This is a genomic window from Aquitalea pelogenes (genome assembly GCF_001515305.1).
Lineage (GTDB): Bacteria > Pseudomonadota > Gammaproteobacteria > Burkholderiales > Chromobacteriaceae > Aquitalea > Aquitalea pelogenes.
The window spans coordinates 11,982-25,307 of record NZ_LNQV01000030.1; the positions used below are offsets into that span (position 1 = coordinate 11,982).

General features: G+C 60.7%; 10 protein-coding genes. 5 read left to right on the plus strand and 5 right to left on the minus strand.

Going from position 1 to position 13,326, the window contains the following annotated elements:
• Positions 1 to 95 precede the first annotated feature (95 nt).
• Both AWT75_RS13420 and AWT75_RS13425 read left to right on the plus strand, forming a co-directional pair.
• Positions 96 to 635: a heme NO-binding domain-containing protein gene (locus tag AWT75_RS13420; protein WP_062789560.1), complete on the plus strand. Its 540-nt coding sequence runs from the start codon at positions 96 to 98 to the stop codon at positions 633 to 635.
• The gene (locus AWT75_RS13425) at positions 632 to 2,023 is read left to right on the plus strand and encodes an ATP-binding protein (protein WP_062789562.1); all 1,392 of its coding nucleotides are present in this window, start codon (positions 632 to 634) and stop codon (positions 2,021 to 2,023) included. Before AWT75_RS13420 ends, AWT75_RS13425 begins: the two co-directional genes overlap by 4 nt.
• On the opposite strand, the gene AWT75_RS13430 is transcribed toward AWT75_RS13425, so the two are convergent.
• Entirely contained in the window at positions 1,992 to 2,561 is a 570-nt protein-coding gene (locus AWT75_RS13430) for a YqiA/YcfP family alpha/beta fold hydrolase (protein ID WP_062789564.1), read from the minus strand. The genes AWT75_RS13425 and AWT75_RS13430 overlap by 32 nt on opposite strands.
• 310 nt (positions 2,562 to 2,871) lie before the next feature.
• Positions 2,872 to 3,636 (minus strand): substrate-binding periplasmic protein, encoded by a 765-nt coding sequence (locus AWT75_RS13435; protein ID WP_045846317.1) that lies wholly within the window; start codon positions 3,634 to 3,636, stop codon positions 2,872 to 2,874.
• 117 nt (positions 3,637 to 3,753) lie between these two features.
• Here AWT75_RS13435 and metH point away from each other — a divergent pair, with 117 nt between their 5' ends.
• Positions 3,754 to 7,467, plus strand: a complete 3,714-nt coding sequence (metH, locus tag AWT75_RS13440) for a methionine synthase (RefSeq protein WP_062789566.1) — start codon at positions 3,754 to 3,756, stop codon at positions 7,465 to 7,467.
• Here metH and AWT75_RS13445 read toward each other — a convergent pair.
• Positions 7,455 to 8,585 (minus strand): GGDEF domain-containing protein, encoded by a 1,131-nt coding sequence (locus AWT75_RS13445; protein WP_062789567.1) that lies wholly within the window; start codon positions 8,583 to 8,585, stop codon positions 7,455 to 7,457. The genes metH and AWT75_RS13445 overlap by 13 nt on opposite strands.
• Positions 8,586 to 8,847: 262 nt before the next feature.
• On the opposite strand from AWT75_RS13445, the gene AWT75_RS13450 reads away from it, so the two are divergent.
• Entirely contained in the window at positions 8,848 to 9,063 is a 216-nt protein-coding gene (locus tag AWT75_RS13450) for an HP1242/YdcH family protein (RefSeq protein WP_045846319.1), read from the plus strand.
• Between the two features lie 68 nt (positions 9,064 to 9,131).
• On the opposite strand, the gene AWT75_RS13455 is transcribed toward AWT75_RS13450, so the two are convergent.
• Positions 9,132 to 10,997: an ABC transporter ATP-binding protein gene (locus AWT75_RS13455; RefSeq protein ID WP_062789568.1), complete on the minus strand. Its 1,866-nt coding sequence runs from the start codon at positions 10,995 to 10,997 to the stop codon at positions 9,132 to 9,134.
• Between the two features lie 239 nt (positions 10,998 to 11,236).
• The gene (locus tag AWT75_RS13460; RefSeq protein WP_062789570.1) at positions 11,237 to 12,253 is read right to left on the minus strand and encodes a class I SAM-dependent rRNA methyltransferase; all 1,017 of its coding nucleotides are present in this window, start codon (positions 12,251 to 12,253) and stop codon (positions 11,237 to 11,239) included.
• A 151-nt stretch (positions 12,254 to 12,404) separates the two neighbouring features.
• Between AWT75_RS13460 and AWT75_RS13465 the strand changes: the two genes are divergently transcribed.
• Positions 12,405 to 13,283: an HD domain-containing phosphohydrolase gene (locus tag AWT75_RS13465; protein WP_062789610.1), complete on the plus strand. Its 879-nt coding sequence runs from the start codon at positions 12,405 to 12,407 to the stop codon at positions 13,281 to 13,283.
• Positions 13,284 to 13,326: the final 43 nt, after the last annotated feature.

Genomic DNA, 13,326 nt, shown 5'->3' on the forward strand with positions numbered 1-13,326 from the left:
GGCTGTATTTGTTTCTACATTGAATCAATCCCTGACATTGTGCTGTGCGATACAGGGGCAAGGGGCGACGGGCGGGAAACAGGAAAGGGCAGGACATGAAAGGCGTGGTATTTACCGAATTCATGGAAATGGTGGAAGCACGTTTTTCTGCCGACATGGTGGATGACATCATCGACGATGCGCAGATCAAGTCCGGCGGTGCATATACCGCAGTGGGCAACTACCCGTTTGCCGAGCTGGTGGCGATGATCACCGCGCTGTCGCGCCGCAGTGGCATGAGTGCATCAGAGCTGATCTTTCACTTCGGCCATTACCTGTTCGGACGTTTTGCCGTTCTCTATCCGTACAGCATTCAGTCCTGTAGCAGTTCTTTCATGGTATTCGAGGGGATAGAAAAACATATCCACGTGGAAGTGCAAAAGCTGTATCCCGACGCCCAGTTACCGGATATCCAGGTTGTGGAGCGTGACGACAAGCGGATGATACTGCTGTACCGCTCGCCACGTTGTCTGGCACCACTGGCCACCGGGCTGATCCAGGGTGCACTGGACCACTTTTCCGAACAGGGCCGCATCACCACGGAGCCATTGAATGCAGAAGGCAGTGAAGTGCGCTTTACCGTGGAGTTGCTATGAGCCAGAGCGAGCTGTCCCAGTTGCAAGAGCAATTGCAGCGCTATCAAAAGCGGTATTTGCGCGAGAAGACTGCCCGCAAGGAAGCCGAAAGCCTGCTGGAGCAGCGTAGCCGAGCCTTGTATGACGCCAATTTCGAGCTGTCCACCGTGGCGGCGCAGCTGGAAAAAATTGTCGAATGGCGGATGGCCCAGCTATCCGAGGCCTTGCTCAAGGCCGAAATGGCGGCCAAGGCCAAGTCCGAATTCCTGGCGGTGATGAGCCATGAAATCCGTACCCCGCTCAATGGCGTGCTGGGCATGGCCGAGTTGTTATCCCATAGCCAGCTGACAGCCGAGCAGGGCGATCAGGTGGCTACGCTGAAAGAATGCGGCAGTTCCCTGCTGGCCCTGATCAACGACATTCTGGACCTGTCCAAGATTGATGCCGGCAAACTCACGCTGGAGCAGCGGCCGTTCAATCTGTTCAGCTTGCTGGATAGCGTGGTCAACCTGTTTGAACCCAAGGCCATGGAGGCCGGGCTGACCGTCACCTGGCAGCGCCCGACCGGCCACGCCTGGCTGCTGGGGGACGCCACCCGTCTGCGGCAGATCACCAGCAATCTCTTGAGCAATGCCATCAAGTTCACCCATCAGGGTGGCATTACGGTGACGGTGTCGATGGCGCCGCTGGAAGATACCTTCGACATGCTGCGCTTGCAGCTGGATGTACGCGATACCGGCATCGGCATGACGCCGGAGCAGATGAACAAGGTATTCACCGCCTTTGAGCAGGCCGATTCCACCACCACCCGCCGCTATGGCGGTACCGGCCTGGGACTGGCCATTTGCCGCCGCCTGGCCGAAGCCATGGGCGGACGCATCGATGTCAGCAGCACGCCGGGCGAGGGGAGTTGTTTCAGTGTCTACTGGGTGGCCACCAAGGTGGCGGCCCCGGCGCAAGAGGCCGCGGAACAGCAGACGGTGGCCGCGCCGGTGGCGGTATCAAGCCAGCCGGTATCGGTGCTGGTGGCCGAGGACAATACGGTCAACCAGAAGTTGATCCTCAAGCTGCTGGACAAGCTGGGTTACCGCGATGTGCAACTGGCGGCCAATGGACGTCAGGCACTGGAGCAAGTCTGTCAGGGCGGGATAGAGCTGGTATTGATGGACATGCAAATGCCGGAAATGGATGGCCTGGATGCCACCCGTGCCATCCGTCAGGCCGCGCTGGCGCAGCAACCACACATCATTGCGCTGACAGCGAACGCCTTTGATGAAGACCGCGAGCGCTGCCAGCAGGCCGGCATGGATGACTTCCTGTCCAAACCGGTCAGCCTGGAGCGCCTGTCCGCCGCCATGCAGCGCGGGCTGGGGCGGCTCAGTCCGCCTGCTGCATCCACGCCAGCGTAGCCGGAAGGCACTCCGGCCAGCGTGCCAGCCGGTGATCATCACCGTTGAACACGGTCTGCCGTTGACCGCTATAACAGCGTGAAGCCTGCTGCCACGGCAGTACGGCATCGGCACTACCCAGCCACAACCAGTAACGACCCTTGGCAATCCCTTGCGGACGCATGTCGCGCAGGGCATGCATGTCGGCTGCGTCCAGCACGTATTGTTCCCCGGTATAAGGGTTGGTTTGCACGCCCAGATAGCGCTGCAAATCCAGATGCGGGGTGATGGCCGGGTTGATCAGCGCGGCTTTCCTGCTGTGTTTTTCAGCCAGTACCGTGGCATAGAAGCCCCCCAGCGAACTGCCGATCAAGGCGGTATTTGCCGGCAGGGACAGCAAGAGCTCTTCCGCCTCGGCAATGGCCTGGGCCGGATGGGAAGACAGGCGCGGGCAGTGCAGTTGCACCTGCGGTGCGTGTTGCTGCAGGAAATGCCGGGTTTCCTCGGCCTTGAGCGATTGTGGGCCGGAATTGAATCCGTGCAGGTAAACGATATCCATGAGCTGAAATCATCATCAAAAAACGGCAAGCCCAGAGGGTTGCCGTCAAACCCCCTCTCGCTTTCTGAAATGAAAGCGAGGCGCCCTTGCAAGGCAAGGGCGGGGGATTGGGAATAGATGGAAAGGCTGCGGAATCCATAAGTTAACCGAAAGGCCCGGCTTTGCCGGGTCCAGTACCATCGCACCGGATAACTTTGTCCGCAGCCTGAAGGCAAGCCCAGAGGGTTGCCGTTTTTGTCTGGCTTGGCAAGCATTGTCTGTTTCACGTGAAACAAACTTGATGCACCGCAAGCTTGCCGGAAGCGTAAGGCTATTCGGCCTGCCAGGAGTAGGACTTGAGAATCGATTTGAGCTTGCCGCTGCGACGCATGGCGTCAATGCCCTGATTCAGGCGGTCGGTGCTGATGTGCGATTGCGGCGCAACGGCGCACATGGTGGGCATGTAGGTGACGGTAAGCGGATGTTGCTTGAACTGACGGGCTTCATCCGGATTGGTTTTGGCCCACCAGGCAATTTCCAGTTCCGATGAAATGGCCAGGTCGGTCAGCTTCTTCTGCAAGGATTTCACCAGCAGGTCCAGCCGCGGTTCGTCCACCCGCGTGGTGCGCCCAACCGCCCACAGGTGCTCCAGCGTCGGGTAGCTGTAACCGCGGATGGTGCCAATGCGCTTGCCCACCATTTCGTCGGCCTGATGGATATCCGGTACGCCCTTGAGCGACAGCACCCGTTCGATCTGCGGATAGAATTCGCGCGTCCAGCCCAGCCGCGTGGCATTGCCGAACCATTCCGGGTTGGCATTGCACACGATATTCACCTTGCCGGTTTCGATGGTGCTTTCCACCCGCTTGCGGGCAATCACCACATACTGTGCTTTCATGCCCAGCTCGCCGGCCAGCGCATCGCCCAGTTCCTTGATCAGTCCGCTGGCCAGGTTCTGGTTATCCGGGGTCAGCACCACGATGGGTGGTGCATCGGAATCGGAAACGCCAATCTTCAGTATGCCCCCTGCATGGATTGGCAGGCTGAGTACTGCTCCCGCAAGCAGTAACGGCCAAGTCTTATTCAAAGCAACCATAAGCTTGTACTCTCTTCTTCTTAGTTAGTTGTCTGACAGTTCCAAGTGCAATGGTAAACTGTTCGGCCGCACCATGAGTGTGCCACCTATCGTTCTTCACCATACAGCCTGTTTGCCATGACCAAAAAACCCACGCATCCGGTATTTTCCCAGCTGTCCCAGCGCATCCTGATCCTGGATGGCGGCATGGGCACCATGATCCAGCGCCATGCGCTGCAAGAAGCGGATTACCGTGGCGAGCGGTTTGCCGACTGGTCCTGTGACGTAAAAGGCAACAACGACCTGCTGGTGCTGACCCGGCCGGATGTGATTGGCGGCATTCATCAGGCGTATCTGGATGCCGGGGCCGACATCATTGAAACCAACACTTTCAATGCCACGTCGATTGCCATGGCCGACTACCGGATGGAAAGCCTGGTGTGGGAAATCAACCACGCGGCGGCCCGCTTGGTGAAGGAGCTGTGTGTTGCGCAAACCGCAAAGAACCCGGCAAAGCCGCGTTTCTGTGCCGGCGTGCTGGGGCCGACCAACCGTACCGCCAGCATCAGCCCGGATGTGAACGACCCGGGTTATCGCAATGTCAGCTTTGACGAACTGGTGCAGAGCTATACCGAGGCCATTGACGGCCTGGTGGCGGGCGGGGCGGACTTCCTGCTGGTGGAGACCATTTTCGACACACTGAACGCCAAGGCGGCAGTGTTTGCCATCCACCAGTATTTTGACGATCACCCGGACATCGCCCGTCTGCCCATCATGGTGTCCGGCACCATTACCGACCAGTCCGGCCGCACCCTGACCGGCCAGACCACCGAAGCCTTCTACAACAGCCTGTCACACGCCGATGCCATGTCCTTCGGCCTCAACTGTGCGCTGGGGCCGGACCTGCTGCGTCCCTATGTGGAAGAACTGTCGCGCGTGTCCGCCACCTATGTCTCGGTGCATGCCAATGCCGGCCTGCCCAATGCCTTTGGCGGTTACGACCTGGAACCGGCAGCCATGGGCGAGTTCGTGCGCGAATGGGCCGAATCCGGCCTGATCAACATCGTCGGCGGCTGTTGCGGCACCACGCCGGAGCACATTGCCGCCATTGCTGCTGCGGTGGATGGCATTGCCCCGCGTGCCTTGCCCGAGATCGAGGCCAAGTGCCGCCTGTCCGGGCTGGAGCCGTTCAACATTGGCGACAACGACCTGTTCGTCAACGTGGGCGAGCGTACCAATGTCACCGGCAGCCGCGCCTTTGCCAAGCTGATCCTGAACGGCGACTACGCCACTGCGCTGGATGTGGCACGCCAGCAGGTGGAAAACGGCGCGCAGATCATCGACATCAACATGGACGAGGGCATGCTGGATGCGCTGGCGGCCATGGATCGCTTCCTCAAGCTGATCGCCGCCGAGCCGGACATCGCCCGCGTGCCCATCATGATCGACTCCTCCAAGTGGGACGTGATCGAAGCCGGCCTCAAGTGCATCCAGGGCAAGGGCATCGTCAACTCCATTTCCATGAAGGAAGGGGTGGACAAGTTCAAGGAACAAGCCCGCCTGCTGCGCCGTTACGGCGCGGCGGTGATCGTGATGGCCTTCGACGAAAAAGGCCAGGCCGACACCTACGCCCGCAAGGTGGAAATCTGCGAAAAGAGCTACCGCATCCTGGTGGACGAGGTGGGTTATCCGCCGGAAGACATCATCTTCGACCCTAATATCTTTGCCGTGGCCACCGGTATCGAAGAACACGCCCGCTATGGCCTGGACTTCATCGAAGCCACCGGCTGGATTCACCAGAATCTGCCGCACGCCAAGGTATCCGGCGGCGTGTCCAATGTGTCCTTCTCCTTCCGTGGCAACAACAAGGTGCGCGAGGCGATTCACGCCGTGTTCCTCTACCACGCCATCCAGCGCGGCATGACCATGGGCATCGTCAATGCCGGGGCGCTGGAAGTGTATGACGAGGTAGACCCGGAGCTGCGCGAGCGCATCGAGGACGTGGTGCTGATGCGTACACCCAAGGATGGCGGCGATGCCACCGAGCACCTGATTGCGCTGGCCGAACGTTTCAAGGGTGAAGCGGCGGGCGAGAAAAAGGGCGAGGACCTGTCCTGGCGCGAGTGGCCGGTGGAAAAGCGGCTGGAACACGCGCTGGTCAAGGGCATCACCACCTATATCGTGGAAGACACCGAAGAAGTCCGTCTCAAGAGCGCACGCCCGATCCACGTGATCGAAGGCCCGCTGATGGACGGCATGAACGTGGTGGGCGACCTGTTTGGCGCTGGCAAGATGTTCCTGCCGCAGGTAGTGAAATCCGCCCGCGTGATGAAGGCCGCCGTGGCGCACCTGGAACCCTTCATCGAGGAAGAGAAGATTGCCCTCGGTCTGGCTGATGCCCCGGCCAAGGGCGTCATCATCATGGCCACGGTGAAGGGCGATGTGCACGACATCGGCAAGAACATCGTCGGTGTGGTGCTGCGCTGTAACAACTACAAGGTGATCGACCTGGGCGTGATGGTGCCGTGCCAGACCATTCTGGACGCCGCGCGCGAACACAAGGCCGACATCATCGGCCTGTCCGGCCTGATTACCCCCAGCCTGGAAGAAATGAGCCATGTGGCCAAGGAAATGCAACGTCAGGGTTTTGATATCCCGCTGCTGATTGGTGGTGCCACCACTTCCAAGGTCCATACCGCAGTGAAGATTGCGCCGCACTACCAGCAGCCGGTGATTTATGTGCCGGATGCCAGCCGTGCGGTAGGTGTGTGTTCCAACCTGCTGTCCGACACCCTGCGCGATGGTTTTGTGGCCGAAGTGGCGGCCGAGTACCAGCGTGCCCGCGAAGGCCATGCCAACAAGGCCAGCCGCAAGGTGGTGAGCCTGGAGGCCGCGCGCGCCAACAAGCAGGCTACCGACTGGGCCAGTTACACCCCGCCCAAGCCGCAGTGGCTGGGTGTGCGCCGTTTCGAAAACTACCCGCTGGCCGAGATTGCCACCTTCATCGACTGGACGCCCTTCTTCCAGAGCTGGGAGCTGGCTGGCCGCTTCCCGCGCATTCTGGACGACGAGATCGTCGGCGAATCCGCCCGCAGCCTGTACGCCGATGCACAAACCATGCTCTCGCAAATCATCAGCGAAAACTGGCTCAGCGCCAATGCGGTGATCGGCCTGTTCCCGGCCGCTACGGTGAATGATGACGATATCGACATCCGCAGCGTGGACGGCAGCGCCAGCCAGATGACCTGGGTAGGCCTGCGTCAGCAGCTGCCCAAGGCGGACGGCAAGCCCAACTGGGCACTGGCCGATTACATTGCCCCGGCAGACAGCGGCGTGGAAGACTACATTGGCGCTTTTGCCGTTACCGCCGGCATCGGCATCGAGCCGCATGTGAAGCGCTTTGAAGAGGCCAATGACGACTACTCTGCCATTCTGCTCAAGGCGCTGGCCGACCGTCTGGCCGAAGCCTTTGCCGAGCTGATGCACCAGCGCGTGCGCCGCGAGTTCTGGGGCTATGCCGCCGACGAGGCACTGGACAACGAAGCCTTGATTGACGAGAAATACCGCGGCATCCGCCCGGCACCGGGCTATCCGGCCTGCCCGGACCACACGGTGAAGAAAGAACTGTTCGCCTTGCTGGACGCACCGGGCATCGGCATGACCCTGACCGAAGGCTATGCCATGCTGCCCACGGCAGCGGTGTCCGGCTTCTACTTCAGCCATCCGGAATCACGCTATTTTGGTGTGGGCAAGGTGGAGAAGGACCAGGTTACCAGCTATGCCCAGCGCCGCGGGGTGACGCTGGAGCAGGCCGAGCGGGATCTGGCACCCAATCTGGGTTACGACGCCTGAGAGTCCGAACGCGTCACCGACAAGCCGCCTTGGGGCGGCTTTTTCTTTGCCTCCATCCTGGCTTGTGTTGCCAGCTGAAGTACGGTGTATTCGGCGGTCATGGCAAAGACATGACGGTTCTTGCCATGGCGCTTGGCCTGATACAAGGCCCGGTCGGCTTCCCGCAGCGCGGCACTCAGCCCGATGCGTCCGTCCATGCTGACGATGCCAACGCTGATGGACAGCTGGCGTTGCTGGATGCGGCATTGATTGACCTGCTGGATGAGCTGGCAGGCCAATGCGTGCACCTGGCCATGGTCGGTCAGGCGGGTGAACAGGCCGAACTCCTCCCCGCCCAGCCGTCCGCATAGCGATACCTCCGGATGCCGGCTCAGCACGGTGGCTACTTCCTGCAATACCTGGTCGCCGACATCGTGACCAAAATCGTCATTGACGCTTTTGAAGTCATCAATATCCACCATCAGGAAATGTCCCATCTGGGCCGGGTACCAGGCTTGCAACTTCTCCAGCAGACTGCGCCGGTTGTCGATGCCGGTCAGGGCATCCTGAAAGGCCAGGGTTTCCAGTTCGCGGCGCAAGGTGAAGTCGCGCAGCCGCAGTCGGCGGAACAGGATGTTGAGCATCAGGCCGGAAGTGGTACAGATGAAGACCAGCAAGGCCAGCCAGGAGTCCTGTGCCCACAGTCGCTGATCTCCTTGCGTGCTTTGCAGCATGAGCAGCCAGATCCCGCTGCTGGCCAGCAGGAAGGCTGGTGTGCGATGGAATACCGGGGCCATGGTGAGGGTGATGCACACGGCGATGGAAATGGCCCACGGTGCAGGATCGGCCACCGTCATGATGTTAAGGCGGAACCCCAGGGTCAGGCCCGCCAGGTTCAGCAACATGCCCAGCAGCAGGGTGCGGTGATGGCTGGCCAGCGAGGAGAACAGGATGCCGGCCAGCATGATCAGCAAGACCAGAACGGAATTAAGGCTGTCAACCTGCCGGTAGCGGTGACTGAACAGCAGTGAGGCCAGCCAGGCAAATACGCCGAGCATTTGCAGGTATACCGCGATGGGACGCAATTCAAGAAAGGACTGATGCAGGAAATCGGCACCGTCTGCCTGGTCGTGAGGCATGAGATCTCCTTGTGAATGGGTACACGGTAATGGTGCTGGTGAAGGGCATCGCAGCATCGTGGCTGCTTGCACAGAGGTGGTCGACTGGACATAGGTGCAGGAAGTCGCACCGCGCCGACTTGCGTTGCCGGCATGGGCGGGCACAATGCAGATGTCTGCCGCGCATCTGCTCTGGATCAAGAAAGCCGGCTGGCACCGGGTCTAGCATGAAATCGTAATCAGGTGGCATGACGCCACCCAGGACACCCACCAGGAGAAGCCGATGTTTCCAGAATTCCGTGAACTGATCAGCAAACTGAAAACCGAAGACGACCACTTCAGCCGCTTGTTCAACAAGCACAATGAATTGGACCAGACCATCAAGAACATCGAGGCCGGCATTGAAAAGGGCAGCCAGTTCGATGTGGAAGTGCTGAAGAAGGAAAAGCTCAAGCTCAAGGACGAGTTGTACGTGATCCTGAAAAAGGCTGATGCCTGATCACCACACAGGCAAGAAACGAAAAACCCGCCAGTTGGCGGGTTTTTGTTTGCTGCCACAAGGCGGCATCAGGCTGGGTCAAGCTCGCCGGGGCGGACATCCTCGTCGGCATCCTCACCCAGGAATCCGCCACTCTGGTGCGCCCACAGCCGGGCATACAGCCCGCCTTTGGCCAGCAGGCTGGCGTGATCGCCTTCTTCCACCACCCGGCCCTGATCCAGCACGATCAGGCGGTCCATGGCGGCAATGGTGGACAGGCGGTGGGCAATGGCAATCACCGTCTTGCCTTCCATCAGCCGGTACAGGCTGCCCTGGATGGCGGCTTCCACTTCCGAATCCAGCGCGCTGGTGGCTTCGTCCAGCAGCAGGATGGGCGCGTCTTTCAGCATCACCCGCGCAATGGCCACCCGCTGGCGCTGGCCACCGGACAGCTTGACGCCGCGTTCACCGACATGGGCATCGTAGCCGCGCCTTCCTTTGGGGTCGGTCAGTGACTGGATGAAGTCATGCGCTTCCGCCTGGCGCGCGGCATGGATCATTTCTGCGTCGCTGGCATCCGGCCGGCCATACAGCAGGTTGTCGCGTACCGAGCGGTGCAGCAGCGAGGTGTCTTGCGTCACCATGCCGATTTGCGCCCGCAGGCTGTCCTGGGTGACGGCGGCAATATCCTGACCGTCAATCAGGATGCGGCCATGCTCGACATCGTAAAAACGCAACATCAGGTTGACGATGGTGGACTTGCCCGCGCCGCTGCGCCCGACCAGACCAATTTTTTCACCCGGGCGGATGGTCAGGTTCAGCCCGTCCACGATGGTGCGCTCGCCACCATAGGAAAACCGCACCTGCTCGAAGCGTACTTCGCCGCGGGTCACCTGCAAGGCACGGGCATCGGGGCGGTCCACAATGGCCACCGGGCGCGACAGGGTGCTGATGCCGTCATGCACGGTGCCGATGTTCTCGAACAGGCTGGACATTTCCCACATGATCCAGTGCGATACGCCATTCAGGCGCAAGGCCATGGCGGTGGCGGCTGCCACCGCGCCAATGCCGACTTCGCCCTGGGTCCACAGCCACAGGGTGGCACCGGCGGTGCTGGCAATCAGCCCCATGCTCAGGATGTGGTTGACGATTTCAAAGCCACTGACCAGCCGCATCTGGCCATAGGCCGTCTGCATGAATTCCTGCATGGCGCTCTTGGTGAAGGCGGCCTCACGCTGGCCCTGCGAAAACAGCTTCACCGTGGCGATATTGGTGTAGGCATCGGTCACCCGGCCGGTCATCAAGGAACGGGCATCAGCCTGGCGCGTGGACGCCTTGCCCAGCCGTGGCACAAAAAAGGCCAGGGTGGCGACATACAGCAGCAGCCAGCCGACAAAGGGCAGCAGCAGGACGCGATCGAAACTGCCCACCACGGCCACCATGGTGATGAAGTAGATCACCACGAATACCAGGATGTCGGTGATGATCAGCACGGTATCGCGTACCGCCAGTGCAGTCTGCATCACCTTGGCGGCCACCCGCCCGGCAAATTCGTCCTGATAAAAGCTCATGCTTTGCCCCAGCAGATGGCGGTGGAACTGCCAGCGCAGCCGCATGGGGAAATTGCCGAACAGGCTTTGGTATTTGAACATGGCCTGCAGCGCGATCAGTACCGGACTGGCCAGCAAAATACCGCCCAGCAGCAGCAAATGCTCGCGCTCCTGCGTCCACAGGCGGGAGGGCGCCACATGGCTTAGCCAGTCCACCACCGAGCCCAGCATGGAAAACAGCAGTGCTTCAAAGGCACCAATGGCCGCTGTCAGCAGGGTCATGCACAGGATGTAGGGGCGCATGCCGCTGGTGGCGGACCAGACAAAAGGAAAGAAGCCCTTGGGAGGCTGTACGGGAGGAGTATCCGGGTAGACTTCCACCCGTTTTTCAAACCAGGAAAACATAAAGATCGTCCTTGTCCGGACATGAGGTCCGTTGAGGTTGTATGGGTGTATGACCTTAGCTTGAAGCGAAGCAATCAGCAATGCTTTTTTTGCATGGCAGATGGCGGGGAGGGTCAGCCGGGCAGCCGGATTGGCAGGAAGTAATATGTTTATGGCATGGTTGCCGGCAAGTGTGGCAAGGGTGCGGGACAAACAAAAACGCTTGCCAGGTGGGCAAGGCGTTGTGCCTGGTCAGGCGATCAAACGTGTAGCTGCACGATCTTGAGCGGATGCTGGCCATCCAGGCTGGGGAAGTCTTCTTCCGGGGTGATCCACTCTACCGCCTGAATCGGACGGCCGGCTTTTTCTGCACTGCGCTTGAGCGCTTCCAGCCAGGCGGCACCATCCACCTGGGCCACGTTATTGCAGCAGATCAGCACCCCGCCCGGCGCGGTGCACAACAGCGCAGGCTTGAACAGGGCCTGGTAGTCGTTGATCAGGTCCACCACGCCGAAGGGGCTCTTGGCATAGCGCGGCGGGTCGAGGAAAACCACATCGAACTGGCGCGCTTCCAGCGTGGGGAAGGGCGGCATTTTCTTGCCGCGTACCATCTTGGGCTGGCCGATGCCGGACAGCTGGCGCAGGGCGGCAAAGGCATCGCTTTGCACGCAGCGCGGACGGGTGGTCAGGCTGTTGAGCTTGGCATTGGCACGGCCTACGGCCAGGCTGGATTCGGCAAAATCCACATTCATCACGAAGCTGGCACCGCCTTTGGCTGCGGCCAGGCCCACACCGCAGGTGTAGGCAAACAGATTGAGCACGCTCTTGCCTTCGGCCAGCTGCATCACGCGGCGGCGGCCGGCACGCAGGTCGAGGAACAGCCACGGGTCCTGGCCGCTGTGGCGGGCGCGGATGTGATAACGGATGCCCAGCTCGTGTGCCACGCGGTTTTCTTCGGCCACGGCCTGTTCCGCCAGGCTCAGGGTATTGCTGATGCGCGAGTTGGCATTGCTGCGGTCGTTGTAGACCAGTTGCAGTTCAGGCAGGCTGGCGGCGTAAAACTGGCGGATTTCGTCCAGTTCTTCGTCGCTCAGCGACTGGTGGAAGCTCTGCACCAGCAGCAAATCGCCATAGCGGTCTATGGTCAGGCCGGATACCCCTTCCACACTGCCATGAAACAGGCGGTAGCTATTGGTATCTTCTGCCAGCAGGCAGCTGACAAGCTCGCTGCGGCGATCGGCGGCGGCTTGCAGCAGGGTGCTCAGGGTGTGGGACATGAGGGGCTTTCTTTCTGGAATGAGGGCAATTGTAAGCCCTCGGGGGGCATGCCTCAAAATTAGCACTAAGCTGTAAGAATTCATTGGCTGGCTCGACCCATGACAGACAGCCAGATCACGGCCAGTGTGTGGCCATTTTGCGGAGCAGAGCATGCAGGCAGCGCAGGAATTACTCAAAACCCTCTACACCATGGCCATGATGGTGGAAACCCGTGACGCTTATACCGGTGGCCATTTATGGCGGGTGTCGCGTTTCTCTGGCCTGCTGGCGCAGGAAATGGGGCTGGCGCGCGGCGAGGTGCTGCGTATCATGCTGGGCGGCTTTCTGCATGATCTGGGCAAGATTGGCGTACCCGATGCCATTCTCAACAAGCGCGACCGTCTGACTGACGACGAGTATGCGGTGATCAAGACCCATCCGCAGCAGGGGGCGGATTTGCTGCGTGAACATCCGCTGGCCGCCCTGGCCATGGAAGCGGTGCTGATGCATCACGAAACCCCGGATGGCCGAGGCTATCCGGCTGGCCTCAAGGGCGATGCCATTCCCATGGTGGCGCGCATCGTCGGCATTGCCGATGCCTTTGACGCCATGACCAGCCACCGTCCCTACCGGGCAGGCATGCCGATTGCGCGGGCGCTGGACATCATTCGCGAAAATCTGGGCAGCCAGTTCGACCGCACTTGCGGCGAGCACTTCATTGCGCTGGGCGAAGCCGGCAAGCTGGAACACATCGTCGGTCACAGCGAAGCTGGCATTCCCTTGCAGCAATGCCAGGCCTGCGGTCCCATCATCGCCATCCCGCGGCGCATGCAGGATGGTGACACCGTACATTGCCCCTCTTGCGGCGGCGGCTACCGCCTGCACCGGCAAGGGCCGGGCCTGGCACTTGCCCCCACCGGAGAGCAGGACCCCTTGCAGGTGCAACGGCCGGTGGTGGACCACGAACTGGTGGCCGAGCTGGTGCAGGAGGCATCCGCCTGCTTGCAGCCGGTGCGCCAGGGTGGCTGGCTGGCGCGGCTGTTTGCCTGAGCTGCGCCGCATGCCGTGCCGGAGGATTGTGTCAGCAAGTGTT